The organism is Weizmannia sp. FSL W8-1119 (assembly GCF_038008605.1).
Taxonomy (GTDB): Bacteria; Bacillota; Bacilli; order Bacillales; family Bacillaceae_C; genus Weizmannia; species Weizmannia coagulans.
Map to the genome: position 1 here is coordinate 2,000,041 of NZ_JBBOZL010000001.1, position 17,569 is coordinate 2,017,609.

The 17,569-nt window shown below is 49.1% G+C and carries 19 protein-coding genes; 3 read left to right on the forward strand and 16 right to left on the reverse strand.

Going from position 1 to position 17,569, the window contains the following annotated elements; translation table 11 throughout:
- The first annotated feature begins 78 nt into the window (after positions 1–78).
- Positions 79–387 carry a YtpI family protein gene (locus NSQ19_RS09830; RefSeq protein WP_195850575.1) on the forward strand — a complete coding sequence of 103 codons (309 nt, stop codon included), beginning with the start codon at positions 79–81 and terminating at the stop codon, positions 385–387.
- An 18-nt stretch (positions 388–405) separates the two neighbouring features.
- On the opposite strand, the gene NSQ19_RS09835 is transcribed toward NSQ19_RS09830, so the two are convergent.
- Entirely contained in the window at positions 406–1,722 is a 1,317-nt protein-coding gene (locus NSQ19_RS09835) for a CBS domain-containing protein (protein ID WP_019720729.1), read from the reverse strand.
- Between the two features lie 198 nt (positions 1,723–1,920).
- Positions 1,921–2,604, reverse strand: a complete 684-nt coding sequence (locus NSQ19_RS09840) for a metal-dependent hydrolase (protein ID WP_013859929.1) — start codon at positions 2,602–2,604, stop codon at positions 1,921–1,923.
- 151 nt (positions 2,605–2,755) lie between these two features.
- On the opposite strand from NSQ19_RS09840, the gene NSQ19_RS09845 reads away from it, so the two are divergent.
- Positions 2,756–3,850, forward strand: coding sequence for a M24 family metallopeptidase (locus NSQ19_RS09845; protein WP_061575649.1), 1,095 nt, complete (start codon positions 2,756–2,758; stop codon positions 3,848–3,850).
- A 79-nt stretch (positions 3,851–3,929) separates the two neighbouring features.
- On the opposite strand, the gene ald is transcribed toward NSQ19_RS09845, so the two are convergent.
- Complete coding sequence (gene ald / locus NSQ19_RS09850; protein WP_340702784.1) at positions 3,930–5,045, reverse strand: alanine dehydrogenase; 1,116 nt, start codon at positions 5,043–5,045, stop codon at positions 3,930–3,932.
- The gene (locus NSQ19_RS09855) at positions 5,017–5,280 is read right to left on the reverse strand and encodes a hypothetical protein (protein WP_142918780.1); all 264 of its coding nucleotides are present in this window, start codon (positions 5,278–5,280) and stop codon (positions 5,017–5,019) included. The genes ald and NSQ19_RS09855 overlap by 29 nt, the downstream gene beginning before the upstream one ends.
- 68 nt (positions 5,281–5,348) lie before the next feature.
- Here NSQ19_RS09855 and NSQ19_RS09860 point away from each other — a divergent pair, with 68 nt between their 5' ends.
- Positions 5,349–5,813 carry a universal stress protein gene (locus NSQ19_RS09860; protein WP_019720725.1) on the forward strand — a complete coding sequence of 155 codons (465 nt, stop codon included), beginning with the start codon at positions 5,349–5,351 and terminating at the stop codon, positions 5,811–5,813.
- A 30-nt stretch (positions 5,814–5,843) separates the two neighbouring features.
- Here the strand turns inward: NSQ19_RS09860 and NSQ19_RS09865 are convergent, their stop codons facing one another.
- From NSQ19_RS09865 to NSQ19_RS09920, 12 genes are all read right to left on the reverse strand, one after another.
- Positions 5,844–6,674, reverse strand: a complete 831-nt coding sequence (locus NSQ19_RS09865) for an EcsC family protein (protein ID WP_019720724.1) — start codon at positions 6,672–6,674, stop codon at positions 5,844–5,846.
- Between the two features lie 155 nt (positions 6,675–6,829).
- Positions 6,830–8,020: an acetate kinase gene (locus tag NSQ19_RS09870; RefSeq protein WP_029141419.1), complete on the reverse strand. Its 1,191-nt coding sequence runs from the start codon at positions 8,018–8,020 to the stop codon at positions 6,830–6,832.
- Between the two features lie 210 nt (positions 8,021–8,230).
- Complete coding sequence (locus tag NSQ19_RS09875; protein WP_340702785.1) at positions 8,231–9,232, reverse strand: class I SAM-dependent methyltransferase; 1,002 nt, start codon at positions 9,230–9,232, stop codon at positions 8,231–8,233.
- Positions 9,233–9,345: 113 nt separating this feature from the next.
- Positions 9,346–9,849, reverse strand: a complete 504-nt coding sequence (tpx, locus tag NSQ19_RS09880; protein WP_019720720.1) for a thiol peroxidase — start codon at positions 9,847–9,849, stop codon at positions 9,346–9,348.
- A 120-nt stretch (positions 9,850–9,969) separates the two neighbouring features.
- Positions 9,970–10,419, reverse strand: coding sequence for a GerW family sporulation protein (gene ytfJ, locus NSQ19_RS09885; RefSeq protein ID WP_118497765.1), 450 nt, complete (start codon positions 10,417–10,419; stop codon positions 9,970–9,972).
- 35 nt (positions 10,420–10,454) lie between these two features.
- On the reverse strand, positions 10,455–11,126 hold the full coding sequence (locus tag NSQ19_RS09890) for a DUF2953 domain-containing protein (RefSeq protein WP_118497816.1): 672 nt from the start codon (positions 11,124–11,126) through the stop codon (positions 10,455–10,457).
- A gap of 55 nt (positions 11,127–11,181) precedes the next feature.
- A complete protein-coding gene (locus NSQ19_RS09895) occupies positions 11,182–11,706 on the reverse strand; it encodes an RDD family protein (protein WP_019720717.1) in 525 nt (174 codons plus the stop codon).
- Between the two features lie 11 nt (positions 11,707–11,717).
- Entirely contained in the window at positions 11,718–12,734 is a 1,017-nt protein-coding gene (sppA, locus tag NSQ19_RS09900; RefSeq protein ID WP_340702786.1) for a signal peptide peptidase SppA, read from the reverse strand.
- A 115-nt stretch (positions 12,735–12,849) separates the two neighbouring features.
- Entirely contained in the window at positions 12,850–14,424 is a 1,575-nt protein-coding gene (mbcS, locus tag NSQ19_RS09905) for an acyl-CoA synthetase MbcS (protein WP_340702787.1), read from the reverse strand.
- Positions 14,425–14,557: 133 nt separating this feature from the next.
- On the reverse strand, positions 14,558–14,761 hold the full coding sequence (locus tag NSQ19_RS09910; protein ID WP_013859944.1) for an alpha/beta-type small acid-soluble spore protein: 204 nt from the start codon (positions 14,759–14,761) through the stop codon (positions 14,558–14,560).
- 88 nt (positions 14,762–14,849) lie between these two features.
- The gene (gene thiI, locus NSQ19_RS09915) at positions 14,850–16,058 is read right to left on the reverse strand and encodes a tRNA uracil 4-sulfurtransferase ThiI (RefSeq protein WP_035188423.1); all 1,209 of its coding nucleotides are present in this window, start codon (positions 16,056–16,058) and stop codon (positions 14,850–14,852) included.
- The gene (locus tag NSQ19_RS09920) at positions 16,055–17,209 is read right to left on the reverse strand and encodes a cysteine desulfurase family protein (RefSeq protein ID WP_019720714.1); all 1,155 of its coding nucleotides are present in this window, start codon (positions 17,207–17,209) and stop codon (positions 16,055–16,057) included. The genes thiI and NSQ19_RS09920 overlap by 4 nt, the downstream gene beginning before the upstream one ends.
- Between the last annotated feature and the right edge of the window lie 360 nt (positions 17,210–17,569).

Sequence of the window (17,569 nt, forward strand, 5' to 3'; positions counted from 1 at the left end):
CTCCCCGTTTCTCTGGCAAGATTTTTTTCATTTTGTAAAATAGAAGGAAATACGGACAACTCGATTTGGAGGTGCACGATGCCGATCCTTGCCGTTTTGATTCTCGCATCTATTAGCGCGTATGTATACTTTAAACTAAAAAACATCCGCAGCCTTTTGGTGATGCAAAAAAAGGTGTTTTCCGCCAAAGCCAATATGGCGCTCGGTTCATTTATTTTTTTGTTCGGCGTGAATGAATTGTTTCTGTTCCACACTGCCGCCACTTATATCATCGCAGCCGTTTTTATCGCGCTCGGGCTTTTCAATATCGCAGGCGGTTTCAAAAGGCTGCGGTTTTACCAGCCCGAAATGCAGAAAGAAAGGGACGAATCCCGGCGTGCACCGTAAAAGGCGTGGCACGTCCCGTTATCTTTCAATCAGCTGGCACATCAGCAGGGCTTTGCCGACAAGGTTGCCCTGATTGAAGACTTCCACATCGATTTTGGCAGATTTCCGGCCGGAGTCGAGAATTTTCGGTACAATCCGGATCATGCTTTCGAGCTGGACCGGTTTGATAAAATAGACCGTTAAGCTTTCGATGATCATATCGCCTTTTTTTCTGGAGCGCAAAAAGCGGTTGGCCGTTTCGTGCACAAGTGTCGTGAATACACCGTATGAAATCGTCCCTAAGGGGTTGGTCATTTGCGGCGTCACTTCAAACTGGAAATCATCCGGATCCTCCGTTTTGGCCGATGAAGCATCGAGCTGGGTCGTGACGATATTGTCGATCGTTTCCCCGACTTGCGGCTGGCGCTGTGTCATTTGCAGCTCCTTTAAGACGTCCTGGCGGCTGACAATCCCCCTCAGCCGGTTAAAATCATCGGTCACCGGCAAGATTTCGATCCCTTCCCAGACCATCATATGGGCAGCGGATGTGACGCTTGTTTTTTCACTGACCGTAATCGGATTTTTCGTCATCACTTTCTCGATATTTGAGTCCGTATCGGTTTCCATCACGTCTTTCGAGGTAACGATGCCCGCCACCTTTAAATTGCGGTCGACAACAGGAAAGCGCGAGTGGCCTGTTTCCCGTTTTTTGCGGTACCAGTCCCGGACCATGTCCGTTGTATTCAAATAAGCCGTTTTTTCGATCGGTGTTAAAATATCTTCCACGAGAATAATTTCTTTTTTAATCAGCTGGTCATAGACAGCACGGTTAATCATCGTCGCAACGGTAAACGTGTCATAGCTCGTCGAGATGACCGGCAGCGATTTCTCATCCGCAATTTTTTTTACATAGTCTTTTGTATCAAATCCGCCGGTAATCAAAACGGCAGCCCCTGACCTTAACGCCAATTCATGCGCATCTGTGCGGTTTCCGACAATGAGCAGGCTCCCAGGATCCGTATACTTCGACATCGCCTCGAGTTCCATGGCGCCGATCACAAATTTTGTAAGCGTTTTATACAGGCCGGATTTTCCGCCCAGCACTTGGCCGTCGATAATATTGACGACTTCCAAAAATGTCAGCTTTTCGATATTTTCTTTTTTCTTCTGCTCAATCCGGATGGTGCCGACCCGTTCAATCGTGCTGACATACCCTTTTATTTCAGCATCTTTAATGGCGCGGTAAGCGGTCCCTTCACTGACATTCAGCGCCTTTGCAATCTGGCGGACTGATATTTTTTCCCCGACCGGCAGCTCATTGATATATTGTAAAATCTGTTCGTGTTTTGTCGCCATTTTTTCACCTTCTTTCCGTTTTTGTACGCTTTCAAGGAATATGTATGGAGCAATCTGTATATTTCTATTATAGATGGAAAAAGGGGAAAAGGGCAATCAGGTCCCTTTAAATAATGGAAAAGGGGGAGTGCGGCCGGCACTTTTTCAGCACATGCCGGCTGCAAGCGAACCCCTGTATTTGCCAATCCTGGACCTCTGTTACAATTCGATCGCATCTCCGGCTTTCATGACTTTGCCGTTTACGCCGTCGAGCAAATCGATAAATTTCTGCGGATCCTGCTGAATGAGCGGGAACGTATTGTAATGGATCGGCACGACCGTTTTCGCCTGCAGAAATGTTGCCGCCACTGCTGCGTCTTCCGGCCCCATCGTGAAGTTGTCGCCGATCGGCAGAAATGCGAGATCAATCGGGTGGCGTTCGCCGATTAATTTCATATCCGAGAACAGCCCGGTATCGCCAGCGTGGTAGATTGTTTTCCCTTCCGCCATCAGCAAAACGCCCGTCGGCATCCCGAGGTAAACGATTTCTTTCTTTTCATCATCCACAACCGCCGAGCCGTGGAACGCCTGGGTAAGCTTTACTTTTCCGAAATCGAACTGGTACGAGCCGCCGATATGGAGCGGATGCGTATTCAGCCCTTTCCAGGCAAAGTAATTTGCAATTTCATTATTGGCAATAATAAGCGCATTCTTTTTGCGGGCAAGCGCCTCTGTATCCCCGATATGATCGCCGTGCCCATGTGTGAGAATAATCACATCCGGGCTTTCTTCCTCCACTTTCAGGTCTGTCTGGCTGTTGCCGGTAATAAACGGATCAAAGAGTATCGTTTTGCCGCCCGTTTCCACTTTTACAATTGAATGGCCGTGAAAAGAAACTTTCATCAGCTGATCACTCCTTTTAAAATTTGTACGGCTTCAGTGGCCACTTTCATTATATTATTTCTTTGCCCCGTAATCCTGCCTGATGCTCTACATGTAGCCTCTTAACCTATTTTTTGCTATGCTAGTAACGTCTGATAAGGAGATGAATGGGATGAATAAGCGTTTGGCAAGTGTGGCAGCGTGGCTGAAAGCGGAAAAGACCGATGCTGCTTTTATTACGTCGCCTGACAATGTCTTTTATTTGAGCGGTTACCGCAGCGACCCGCACGAAAGGCTGCTCGGCATTTGCGTATTCCAGGAAAAAGAGCCGTTTCTCTTCTGCCCGGCAATGGAAGCGTATGATGCGAAAAAAGCCGGCTGGGAATATGACATTCTCGGTATCCGGGATACGGATAACCCGTGGGATTTGGTGGCTGGAGAAATACGCGGGCGAATCGGGAATGTCGATACATTTGCGGTTGAAAAAGAGCATTTGAACGTGGAACGGTTCGAAGCGCTGAAAGAACGGTTTGGCGGCGCCCGCTTTACCGCTGCTGAAGAAAAATTGCGCACGATGCGCCTCATCAAAGATGAGCAGGAACAGAAGATTTTAAGGGAAGCGGCCGCTTTTGCCGATCTGGCCGTTGAAACGGGCATCCGCGAAATTCAAGAAGGAAAAACCGAACTTGAAATCGTGGCTGCCATTGAATTTGCAATGAAAGAAAAAGGGATTTCGGAAATGAGCTTCGCCACCACCGTCCTCTCAGGTGCGAAGGCGGCTTCCCCGCACGGCGCGCCCGGCCTTGACAAAATCGAAAAAGGGAATTTTGTCCTGTTTGACCTGGGCGTTGTGCACCAAGGCTACTGTTCCGATATTACAAGGACGGTCGCATTCGGGGGGCTCAGCGAAGAAAAAACCCGGATTTACGAAACGGTATTAAAAGCGGAAGAAGCAGCCGTGGCGGCAGCAAAACCGGGGGTAAAGGCAAAAGAGCTCGACTTGATTGCACGCCGCATCATTGAAGACGCGGGATACGGCGAATATTTTACACACCGGCTCGGCCACGGGCTCGGCATCAGCATCCACGAATATCCTTCTGTCACCCATACGAATGAGCTGGTGCTTGAAGAAGGGATGGTCTTCACGATCGAACCGGGAATATACGTGCCGGGAGTTGCCGGCGTCCGGATTGAAGATGACGTCTGCATTACAAAAACGGGTGCCGAAGTGCTGACAAAGTACCCGAAAGCCTTGCAGTATGTTTAAAAAAGAAGTACAAGCAGCTTTCATGCTGCTTGTGCTTCTTTTTTTGTTCCGGCAATTCTTGCAGCCGGCTTTTGAAAACTTATTTTAAAAGCTTTTTCACATCGGTATAGGAGAGCCCGAGCGAATCGGCCACCGCTTGATACGTTACATGCCCGTTCAGCGTATTGACTCCTTTTAACAGCGCCTCATTTTCCAAAACTGCTTTCTCATACCCCTTATTGGCAATTTCCGCCGCGTACGGCACCGTCACATTGGTGAGGGCAATCGTCGATGTGCGGGCAACCGCGCCCGGAATATTGGCGACTGCATAATGGACGACATCATGTTTGATATAAACCGGATCATCATGGGTCGTGGCACGGTCTGTCGTTTCAAAACTGCCGCCTTGGTCAATCGCAATATCCACGACAACAGAGCCCGGCTGCATCGCTTTGATCATCTCTTCTGTCACCAGTTTTGGCGCTTTTGCACCCGGGATCAGAACGGATCCGATCACAATGTCCGCATCACTCACCGCTTCCGCAATATTGTACGGATTCGAGATCAGGGTTGTAATTTTGCTGCCGAAAATGTCATCAAGCTGGCGCAGGCGGTCCGGATTCAACTCGACAACCGTTACATCCGCCCCAAGGCCGATCGCGACTTTTGCCGCATTCGTTCCGGCAACCCCGCCGCCAATAATTGTAATCCTGCCTCTTTTGACGCCCGGCACGCCGGAAAGCAGGATCCCTTTTCCACCGTTATTTTTTTCAAGAAACTGTGCGCCAATCTGCGGCGCCATTCTGCCCGCCACTTCGCTCATCGGCGTCAAAAGCGGCAGCGAACGGTTGGCAAGCTGCACGGTTTCATAAGCAATGCCGGTCACTTTCTTTTTCAGCAGTTCTTCCGTAAGCCCGGGTGCTGCGGCAAGATGCAAATATGTAAATAAAATCATGCCTTCACGGAAATAGCGGTACTCGCTTTCGATCGGCTCTTTCACTTTCATGACCATTTCAAAAGACCACGCATCTTCAGCAGTCTCTACGATCCGGGCACCGGCTTTGGCATATTCTTCGTCACTGAACCCCGATGCAAGGCCCGCATTCTTTTCAATAAAAACTTCATGCCCCGCTTTGGACAGGGTCACCACGCCGGCCGGGGTCATGGCCACACGGCTTTCATTGTTTTTAATTTCTTTTGGCACGCCAATTCGCATAGAAAGTTCCTCCTCGTGTTCGTGTTTTGCCATCCGTTTTCTTATTATTGTAAGAAAACATATCAAACGGTTGAAAACTTTCCCAAACATCTTTATTGTAGCAAAAATTCCCTCTTTTTCCTATGTTTTTTGCAAATTTCTTATCCGCGGCAAGGAACGGGATACCGTTTTCATTTTTGCCTGCTTCCGCCCGTTTTGATTGAAAAATGGATCGCCGGGTTTTTTCATTTTTCACACACAAACCGGGAAAATTCTAGTAAAATAGACATGAAAGGCAGGCAGTTTATAAAGGAGATGAGTAAGATGGGCACACAATACCGGAATATTTTAGTAGCGGTAGATGGCTCCAAAGAAGCCGATTGGGCTTTTACAAAAGCGGTTGAAATCGCCAAACGGAACAAGGCGGAATTATCGGTTGTCCATGTCGTCGATAACCGGGCGCTCGCCACTTTGACGCCGATTGATTCGACATTGTATGAGCAGAACGAAAAATTCGGGGATGAGCTGTTAAGCAATTACAAAGACCGCGCCGCGGAAAAAGGGATCAAAGTCCAGACGATCATCCAGCTCGGCTCTCCGAAACTTCAAATCACAAAAAATGTCGCGCCAAAAGTGCATGCGGATTTAATTGTGTGCGGCGCAACCGGTTTAAATGCAGTGGAAAGGCTCCTAATCGGAAGCGTTTCCGAGCATATTGTCCGCACTTCCCCCTGCGATGTGCTCGTTGTGAGAACGCCTAAGGAAGAAGAAGGCAAAGCGGAAAATTAAGCAAAAACCAGCCTTTTACGGGCTGGTTTTTTAACGGCCGCTTTTTTCTGTTAAAAACCGGTATTGATAATATTTCTCTGCAATTTCACAAACTTTTTTAGAAAAATAGTAGTTTGTAGCAGCCCCGATGGCCATCCCGGCCCAGCTGTTTTCTCCCCGCTTTTTCGGCCGGAGCAGCGCCAGAAAAGCGAGCTTACCGGCATGCCCGATGGCCCCCGGCCACAAATAGCGGTGGAATAACTTTTCATTCCCTGCATAGAAGCCGGTTCCGCGCGCTTCCAGCTCATCCATCAATTCTTCCCAGAGCGCATATTTCACCATGTCCGGGGCAGCGGCCATCAGCACGATTTTCAGCGCCGCCACGAGTCCGCCGGGCGATTTTGTTTCAAATCCGTAAGCTGCACCGGTGAGCTGGACCGCCCGGAGATTCACAGCCAGCAGGAAAAACGGGTCCGCCGCGGCAAAAACGGCTTTCCCGGTTCCGCTCAATGCCCCTTCGAAGAGTGAGAGACGGCGGTATTTTGCCTGCTGCCGTGCCGCAATAAACCCTGCCTGGTCGATGGTAAGTTTCCTCATATCGGGAATCGTTGCGACAGAACTGTCAAAGAGACGCCCCGCAGCAAGTATTTTTTCGATCTCATGCCCGTAAGGCAGATTTTCATCGGCAAATGAACAGATTTGAAACAAAACGGCATCTATTTTTTCATGGATATTTTCCAGCGCCTCATCCGGAAAATTGGCAAAGAGCGCATCCAGTTTTTGCTTGCGCCCGCCCCCTTCTTTTCCGGCCGCTAACAGCTTCTCCGCCCAGTCGTTGATTTCATCCAGGACTATTTTTTCCCTGTCTGTCCATTCCGCCATTTTCGATCCGCTCCCAAACTCTGTTTTACAGCCATTATAACATAAATTCCATGCACGGCTGTCCGTTTATGTTATGCCAAAGCGCTTCCTGAAACGATTTATTCGGGCACGGGCAGCAGAGAAAGCAAGCTGCCGGCGCCGGCCGGCTTCCGCGGTCATGAAGACAGCCGGACAACATCGCGTGCGATCATCAGCTCTTCATTAGTAGGGATAACGAGCACTTTTACAGGGGAATGCGGATAATTGATAAACGCTTCGGTCCCGCGGATCTGGTTCAGGGTCGGATCCCAGTAAATGCCCATAAATTCCAGTCCCGTTAAAATTCTTGCGCGGATGGCATCGCTGTTTTCCCCGATGCCGGCTGTAAATATAATCGCATCCACGCCGGCCATTTTCGCCGCATACGACCCGATGTATTTATGGATGCGACTTGCAAAAATGTCAAGCGCCAGTTCAGCCCGCTTGTTCCGCTCGAGTTCTGCCGCCACCTGGATATCGCGCAAATCGCTGGAAACGCCCGAAATGCCAAGAAGCCCGGATTCTTTGTTTAACACTTCGAGCACTTCTTCCGCGGTTTTGCCTGTCTTCTCCATAATAAACGGAATCAGCGCAGGATCGATATTGCCGGAACGCGTGCCCATCGTCACACCGGCCAATGGCGTAAAGCCCATGGACGTATCGATTGACCGGCCGCCCTGGATCGCCGCAATGCTTGCCCCGTTGCCCAAATGGCATGAAATCAGGCGCAGCTGTTTAAGCGGCCTGCCGAGCAGCTCAGCGGCGCGCATCGCTACATATTTATGGGAAGTGCCGTGAAACCCGTATTTGCGGATCCGATATTTTTCGTAGTATTCATAGGGTAGGCTGTATAGGAAAGCACTTTCCGGCATCGTTTGGTGGAAAGCGGTATCAAACACGGCCACTTGAACCACATCCGGCAGCACGGCACGGAACGCCCGGATCCCCGTTGCGTTCGCCCGGTTATGAAGCGGCGCGAGTTCCGCCAAATCTTCAATTTGCGCGAGCACCTGGTCATTGACGACAGCAGAATCATTGAATATTTCGCCGCCGTGCACAACCCGGTGGCCCACGCCTTCTATTTCATCCAAAGACCGGATAATACCGGTTTCCGTTAATTTTTTTAATAAAAACTGCACGGCAACTTCATGGTTCGGAATATCGGTAATTTCCTTCACCCTGTCCCCGTTTACCGTAATGGAAAATAAAGCATCGTTTAACCCGATCCGTTCAATCAGGCCTTTCGTTATAACGCTTTCATTCGGCATATCAAATAATTGAAATTTTAAGGAGGAGCTCCCCGCATTAATTGCCATAATTTTTGCCATTGCTCGTCTTCCCTTCGCAAAATCAAATGAACCCTTTTATTTTTTTAAAATAGTGATCTCATTTTCTCATTTTGCCATTCTATCCGGTTTTTTTCAACCGGTTTTTTGGTTTCGTCTCCCGGGAACATATAAAATGATACCATAAAAACACAAACAAATGGGGGCCGGAACGCAATTTTCTGCTTTCCGGCCCCCACTTTTCCCAATTCGTCAAATTTTGCCGCTTTGGATATTTTCTTTGCACCAGGCGTCCACTTTTGCCATCAGCTGCCTTAGCGCCCCCTCGTTGGACAGGGACGGGAGCGACGCCAGCAGCACTTGTTCCGGCGCCTTCACGCCTTCCGCTTTCTTGCGGATGACAAAAATGCTTTTGGCAGCCTGTTCGTTTTTGAAGATGGTCATCGGCAATTGCAAAATCGCCTGGATATCCGCCTCTTCTTTTAAAAACCGGCGAAGTTTCGGGGCTTCTTTTGTTTCAAATAATCCGTTTGGGATGAGAAAAAATAAAAATCCGCCCGGGCGCGCCGCTCTCAGGCTCTGCTCGATAAACAAATGATGGGCGTACGAATGCCCTTCATCTGCCTTCAGCTTGTAATCTGCGGCGCCCGCATCATTCGGGTAGTATCCGACCGGCAAATCGCAAACAACGATATCGACAGGGTCAATGAACAATTGGGACAGGGCATCCTGCGTAAACAGTTCGATTTCATGGTGCAGAAGGTTCGCCCCCGTGTATGCGAGCCGGATCAAAACATCATCGATATCCACGCCGTAAGCAGTGATGTTTTTCCCGCTGAGCTGGTTCAAAATGGTCAAAAGCAAATTGCCGGTGCCCACCGCAGGGTCCAAAATCGAAAACGCACTGGTATCTTCTGCAAACTTGCCGATAAAATAGCTCATCAGCAGTCCGATCGAATCCGGCGTCATTTGGTGGTTTGCCTGGACGTTTGCTTTCATCCCCTTCAGGATGGCGAGCTGGTAGGCTTTCCGGATTTGCTCGCGGGTAAAGTCCCCGAGGCGGACCGTTCCGTATATGTTTTCAAGGCGTTTTTCATCGCGCGCATCAATCCCATTTTGGCGGATGCTTCCGGTGAATAAATTTTCCCCGGTCATCGCCACGGCTTCCAAATACGGGACAGAGAGGCGATTTTCCAAGATTTGCGCGGATTCGTTAAAAACGGTAAAAAGGGTTTCAACAGGAGAGGCCGACATTCATTCTCCTCCTTCATATTCTTCTTCCATATAAAATCCCCGATGGAGATCGGGGATTTTATCGCAGTATAGCAAGCGCTCTTCGCGTTTCCCGGCGCTATTCAATGCCTGTTTTACGATGCATCTTTTGCGGCTTGCAAGGCTTTTTCGTAGTCAGGATGGTTGGTGCCTTCGCTTACATATTCCACATATGTAACCGTATCATTGGAATCCACGACAAATACGGCGCGGGCAAGCAGGCGAAGTTCTTTCATCACAACCCCGTAAGCTTTGCCGAATGACAGGTCGCGGTGGTCGGACAACACTTTTACATGGTCGAGCCCGGATGCCGCACACCATCTTTTTTGAGCAAAAGGCAGGTCACAGGAGAAAGTATAAACGTTGACTTCTTTCCCGAGTTTTGCTGCTTCTTCGTTAAAACGGCGCGTCTGTGCATCGCAAACACCGGTATCAATCGACGGGACAACGCTGAAGATGCGGACGCCGCCTTTTGTATCCGAAAGTGTCACCTCATTCAAGTCATTATCCAGAACCGTAAAGTCCGGTGCCTTATCGCCAACTTTTACTTGTGTCCCTTCCAATGTGACTGGATTCCCTTTAAATGTAACCGAAGCCATGAAATACCCTCCTTATTTTTGCCGGGGCTTACAATCCCCGTATTTCAGCTGTACTCATACCTTATCATACTGGACAACGAAAAAAATTTCCAATTTAAAACCCGCGAATCATGCGGGTTGTTAAAAATCAAGATCCTGTTTTTGCTGGTTGGCCGGCTGTTGCCCGCCATTTTGGCCGTTTTGTTTCAGCATGCTCTGGATTTTTTCGATAACGCCCGGTGCGACATCCATAATTTTTTCAATCAGATGCGTGTTTTGGTCCAGATGCAGCATTTTCACGCCTTGTGCGCCAACAACCAAAAAGGCAATGGGCATAATCGAGACGCCGCCGCCGCTGCCGCCCCCGAAAGGCAGCTCTGCCGGGCGGGATTCGCCGCTGCCGCCGGATCCGGATGGCCCGTTAAATTGGCTGCCGCCTGCCGCAAACCCGAAACCGACTTTGGATACGGTTAAAATGACGCTTCCATCCGGCGTTTCCACCGGATCCCCGATAATCGTATTTACGTCAATCATTTCTTTTAAATTTTCCATTGCGGCCGTCATCAGGCCTTCAATCGGATGTGAACCCATTGTTGTTTCCTCCTGTCATTTGTTTCTGCCGGGATTTAAGCATGCCGGCCGTTTTCCGGCTCAGAAACCGGTGTAAGCGCGATTTCCGCTTTTCCTCCCCGCCAGTATTTCAGCATTTTAAATGCGGCTATTATAGCTTTCCCGATCTGGACTTTCACCATACATTTTAACTGTGTTTCGGAAATCGGGTACTGGAAAAAGGGCGTAACGGAAAGGACAGGATCCGTTTTTACACGCAGATGTGTGGTAATGAGGCTTAAGATCCCCCCTTTCACCGCCCAGATGCTTCCGGCGACAATTCCCGTCCACGCGGCATCATGCAGCCCGATTGCTGTATGCCATTCGAATTTTCTTAACTGGACATTGCGGATGAACTTGCCTACAATCGCCTTTAAACCGATGACGCGCTCCGCAATTTTTTTCACATCTTCAATCCGCTGTTCGAGGACATCCGGCGTAATGTTCCTTTCCTGCTCTGCATGTTTTGTCTCTTTTTCATATACGACACCGGGTTTTTTCCGGTCCACTTTCACTGCCGGGATTTTCACGGTATAGCAGATGATGCCCCACACCCTGATTTGGATAAAAATTTTATCATCATCTAAGCGGTGCCCGTATTCAATAAGGACGGACAGGGAAGAGAACCATACAATCGCAGTGATTGCGGCAAGTGCGAAAAACGCGGATAGCCACCATATCATTTCCATCATCAGCCTTTTTTGCAACCATTATCGCCAACAGAGCAAAAAAATAAACCTGCCCTTAAGCAGGTTCATAATAAGGATAGACCGGTTCATGGGACCGTTCATGAATGACGGCCGTATCGGCAAACAAATCGTGCACCCCTTGTTTTTTCGGCGTAAATGCAACGACAATATAGATGACCGCAATCTTGACACAAACATAACGGACGATCCATTCCCGGAATAAAACGGTGCTCCATTTCAGCGGCCCGGGATGGTTCAGCGGTACAACCCTGAGGCCAAACACCATTTTCCCAAGCGTCTGGCCGAAAAACTTCGTCATTAGAACGAAATAACCGTAAAATACAAGGGCTGATGCGATCGTAATCGGCGAGTAAATTTTTTCGTCTGTAAGGGACAGTCCGGAAAGCCGGAAAATGGGATGGATGACCAGCCATTTCACACTTTGGACAACAAGCAGGTCAAGCAAATAAGCCCAAAACCGTATCCAGAACCCGGCATAACGGGCTCCTGATAAACTCCCGGATATTTGTTCCGGCGCTTTTGTCAATGTTTCAGGAATATGGTTTTCGTTTGAATTCATGATGCTCCCCCCTATTCAGCCCCGGAATACAGGTACATCGGGCGTGGTGCGTTCGATTGCGTCAACAAATGCGCAAGCCCTGTCATTTCTGCTTCTTTGCCGAGCATTTTTTGCACTGAAGCAGAAAACAGCGAATCGAGCCCGCCGCTTGTTTCATATTCCACAACCTGCGCTTTCCCGAGATGAAGGTCTTTTTTCATTGCCGAAATGGTGTCATCCAGGTAGCCGTATTTATCAATCAGATGCAAATTGAGTGCCTGCCTGCCATCATAGACACGCCCGTCCGCAATTTTGCGCACCTCTTCTTTCGGAATGTGGCGCCCTTTGGAAATCACATTGACAAAACCGTTGTACGAATTGTTGACCATTTTCTGCAGCATTTCTTTTTCGCTCTTCGTCATGTCCCGGTAAGGGCTCATAATGTCTTTATACTCCCCGCTTTTGATAACCGGAAAATCAATGCCGTATTTTTTGGCAAGCTTCCCGTAGTTCACGCTTTCCATGATGACCCCGAGCGACCCGGTCAAGGTTTCCGGGCTTGCGAATATTTTATTGGCCGGCGTTGAAATATAATAAGCGCCGGATGCGCAAGTCGGCCCCATGGACACGTAAATCTTCTTCTTCGTATCTTTTTTAATTTCCATCAGGCGGTGATGGATTTCTGCCGACTCGGCCACCCCGCCACCCGGCGAATTAATATGTAAAATGATCCCTTTTACATCGCTGTCTTTTTTCGCCTGATCCAGTTCTTTCAAAAAACTTTGGTGGTTATATTCACCGGTGTCAAGCAGTGATGGTGTCGTGCCGGTATCCTGAATTGTCCCGTTCACATTCAGCACGACGATTTTCTTTGACTCATTCCCATCCTGCAATACATTTTCGGAAACATCCCCTTCCCCAGCTTCCACGGTCTCTTTAAAGATTTTGGAAAAGTTGGTTGATGCCGCCATGCTCGCCAAGTTCACAATAATGGAAACGACGAACAGCCCGCCTGCCAAAGCAAGCGCTCCCCATCTTTTTTTGTTCATGCCAACATTTCATCCTTCCACTTTTTTGGTTTTTCTTTTATTCTACTTGAAGATCCGGGACATTAAAACAAAAAGCCGGGCATTTTTTGAAAAAAAATGCCCGGCTTTTCGTTTCTTATCTATTCCATTCCTGCTGCCTGAGCTCGACACGGCGAATTTTGCCGGAGGCCGTTTTTGGCAATTCCTTGATAAATTCAATTGCACGCGGATATTTGTACGGCGCGGTCAGTTGTTTGACGTGGTTTTGCAGTTCTTTTACAAGACCCGGCACATTCTCGCTGATGCCGTCTTTTAAAACGACAAAAGCTTTCACAATGCTGCCGCGGATTTCGTGCGGGCTTGCAACAACGGCACATTCTTTCACATACGGATGCTTGACAAGGGCATCTTCGACTTCAAACGGTCCGATCGTATAGCCGGAAGAAATAATGATATCATCCCGCCTGCCTTCAAACCAGAAATAACCGTCCTCGTCTTTTCTTGCCCTGTCCCCTGTAATGAAGTAATCGCCGCGGTACTGCTTGGCCGTGCGCTCTGGCTCTTTATAATAGCCTTTAAAAAGCGCAGGCGTGTCTCTATGGACGGCAATATCGCCGGTTTCACCCGGTTTGCACGGCTTCCCGTCATCATTTACGATTTCGACTTCATTCCCGGGAAACGGTTTGCCCATTGAACCCGGGCGCAACGGCGTATCAAGGGAATAACCGACGAGCAGCGTGCTTTCCGTCTGGCCGTAACCGTCGCGGATCGTGATGCCGAAATGGTTTTGGAAAACATCGATGACTTCGCGGTTCAGCGGTTCTCCGGCTGAGACCGCGCTCCTTAAGCTTTTCAGATGATACTGGGACAAATCATCGACTTTTGCCATTAAACGGTATTCAGTCGGTGTGCAGCAGAGCACATTGATTTCATATTCATCTAAAAGGGACAAATATTTTTCAGGGTCAAAACGGCCGTTGTAAACAAACCCGATTGCGCCTGAACCGAGAACGGAAAGGAACGGACTCCACACCCATTTTTGCCATCCCGGTGCGGCCGTCGCCCAAACACGGTCGCCTTCTTGAATGCCAAGCCAGTTCGGGGCAGCCGTGCGCAAATGGGCATATCCCCAGCTGTGCGTATGGATAACGCCTTTCGGATTGCCGGTTGTCCCGGAAGTATAGGACAAAATGGCGATATCATCTTTTGACGTTTTGAAGATTTCCAGTTCACAAGGGGCTGCTTTTTTCTTTTCATCCAGGAACGCCCATCCCGGTTCCGGTGCTCCAATTACGAATTTTTTCAAATTTTCAATGCCGCGGACATCTTTAAACTGTGCGGTGCATGAATAATGGGCGACAACGCCTTTTACATCCCCTGTTTCGATCCGGTAGTCGAGATCTTTTGTCCGCAGCATTTCCGAGGCCGGTAAAAGGACGATGCCGCATTTCATTGCAGCGAGATATACTTCGTATGCTTCTACAATACGCGGAACCATGACAAGTATGGTATCTCCCTTTTTCAGCCCGCTTTCCAAAAAGACATGGCCGGTCCGGTTTGCATTTTCAATTAATTCTTTATATGTGACTTCTCTGTGCATGCCTTCTTTGTCTTCCCAAATCAGCGCAACTTTGTGCGGGTCCCGGGCATATTTCTCAATTTCTTCGGCTATATTGTATGTTTGTGGCGCAATCAGGTCACTACGACGCAAGCGAATCGCCTCCAGAATTTTTTAGTACCTCATTATTATACCTGATATTAAAAAAATATGATACAAATTTACGCCAAAAACAAGTAGAAGCGGACCCGATTCAGGCCCGCTTCTCTATCCATTCTTCATTCAGTTATCGGGAAGTACCGCCTAATTGTTGTTCAGCCATCGAAACAAGGCGTTTCGTGATTTCGCCGCCGACAGACCCGTTTGCGCGGGAAGTCGTATCAGCACCAAGGTTTACGCCAAATTCCTGAGCGATTTCGTATTTCATTTGGTCCAGTGCTTGTTCAGCACCGCTTACAAGCAATTGGTTGCTGTTGTTGCTTTGTGCCATGTGTCTCACCTCCTTGTGAGTATAGATTGCGCATAAACACATGGCATCATGTTGTAAGTTTATTGGCGGTGCTGCCAATTACTGGATTTTATAACAGCTCAGAAAAATCTTCTTCCTGCGCCGTTTCATTTGGTGTAATAAAGACGTCCTCCGTATTTTGCACCGCTTCTTCAATCAATGGTTCCAGGTCGAGGCGGCTTTCGTAAAGACGCGCAAGCTCGAGTTTCGGCCGTGTTTTCGGCGAAGGCGGCGTGAAAATCGTGCAGCAGTCTTCATACGGAAGGCTTGAGATGTCGTATGTGCCGATTTTTTGGGCAATATCAATAATGTCCAGCTTATCCATCGAAACAAGCGGCCGCAACACTGGTGTCGTTGTGACATCATTGATTGCAACCATGCTGTCGAGCGTCTGGCTGGCAACCTGGCCGAGGCTTTCGCCGGTTACAATCGCAAGCCCGTTATGAATTTTACGGAGCCGGTCGGTAATCTCAAGCATCACCCTTCTCTGCACGGTCATCGAATAGCCTTCCGGAACCCCTTTATGGATCGTTTCCTGGATTTTTGTAAAGGGGACAATATGCACTTTCATGGAGCCGCTGTAGGCGGAAATTTTTTGCGCAAGGTCAAGCGCTTTTTGCTTTGCACGCGGGCTTGTAAACGGCGGGCTGTGGAAATGGACCGCTTCCACTTTCACGCCGCGTTTCATCGCGAGGTATCCTGCAACCGGGCTGTCAATACCGCCCGAAAGCATGAGCATCGCTTTTCCGGACGCACCGACAGGAAGCCCGCCGGATCCTTTTATCACTTCAGTGGACAAATAGACGCCGTTTTTCCGGACATCCACAAGCAGCTCGATATCCGGCTGTTTTACATTGACTTGAATGCCGTCCAGCTGCTTTAAAATATAGCCGCCGACGAGATGGTTCAAATCATTCGAATCGTATTCAAATGTTTTATCGCCGCGGCGGGCTGACACTTTGAAGGTTTTGCCTTTCGCAAAGTTTTGCCGGACGAGTTCGAGCCCCGCCTGCTCGATGTCTTCGAGCTGTTTCCGGGTGCGGACGGCCGGGCTGAATGACTGGATCCCGAAGATTGATTTTAAAATATCGATGACTTGCCCGCCGTCTGCGCCATGCAAGAGCACGTACATGCGGTCGTACAGCGCCTGGACTTCAATGCCGCCAAAAGGCCTGAGCGCTTTTTTGACATTGTCTTTTAAATGCCGGATAAAAAACTGGCGGTTATGCCCTTTTGTCGAAAGTTCCCCATAACGGATTAAAATGCGGTCATAGTTCATTGATTTCTCCCCAACACTTGTTGTAAATTTGTGATTGTTTGCCTTAATATGCGGATAAAACGTTCCGCTTCCTCCATTGTATTTTCATAAGAAAGGCTCACGCGCACCGCCCATTCGGCTTCGTCTTCGGAAACCCCCATGGCAAGAAGCGTGCGGCTCAGTTCCCGCGTTTTTGAAGAGCAGGCGCTTGTTGTGGAAATATAAGTGCCTTCCTCTTCAAGCGCATGCACGAGCACTTCGCCGCGGATGCCGCGGACGGAAAAATTCAGGATGTGCGGCGCTGAAACAGCCGGATTGGTATGGACTGTCACAGCAGGCATCTCCTGAAGTTTTTCGATCAGGGCATCCCGGATACGGGCCGTTCTTTCTGCCGCCCCGGCTTCAAATTTTTCATGGACCAGGCGGAGCGCTTTTCCGGCTGCAACGATTCCGCCTGTATTTTCGGTGCCGCTGCGCAAGCCCCTCTCCTGGTGCCCGCCGGTTAAAAGCGGTGACAGGCGGAGATTTGCCCGTTTATATAATATCCCGGTTCCCTTTAAGCCATGGCATTTATGCGCGGAAACCGTACAAAGATCGATGCCGGCATCATGCAGGGAAAGCGGAACTTTTCCGCAACCCTGGACATCGTCTGTATGAAACAGGATTTTCGGGTAAGTTTTGAGAAGCTGCCCGATTTCTTCCACCGGCTGCACTGTTCCTACTTCGTTATTCACATGCATCACGGAAACAAGAATCGTTTCATCCGTGATGGCCTGTTTTAAATCGTCCAGTTTGATTCTTCCGCTCCTGTCAACCGGCAAATACGTGACGCGAAAGCCCCATTCTTCCAGCTGCCGGCATGTTTCAAAAACAGATGCATGTTCAACAGCCGTCGTAATGATATGGCGCCCCCTTGAACGGTACTCGAGGGCTGTCCCTTTAATCGCCAGATTATTGCCTTCCGTGCCGCCGGATGTGAAAAAAATTTCGTTCTCGTCTGCGCCGAGAAGGCTCGCAATTTGCCGTCTTGCCTGCGTGAGAAGTTTCTCTGTACGCGCGCCGAGGCTGTGCAGGGAAGAGGGATTTGCAAAATAGTTTTCCGATGTTTTCACAAAAGCATCCAGCACTTCCGGATAAGGCCTCGTTGTGGCACTGTTGTCAAAGTAAATCATTTGAACACCCTCTGTTGGCATAAAATTGGATCCAGACCTGCATCATTGCCTAATATACCATGCCGGATAACGAGCTTACAACCGATATACTCCCGTTATGCGCCGCCCATCCCGGTCTCCGCGCCGCTTCTTTCGCGGCACTGGTCTTTAATCTCCAGAATGGGGCGGAAATGGCCCTGCGACCGTGCGTGTTGTACCCGTTCAGACAGAAAATGAATTGCTTAAGGCTCAAAGGTCTTCACCCGTGCCTGTTTACCAGGTTAAAGAACCAGGCGCCAAAAAACGAGTGCGTCTGTTTGGCATCAGCCGCATGAAAGGCCTGCCTGCCGGCTGAAAGGCGCAGAAAAAAGCAAACGAAAA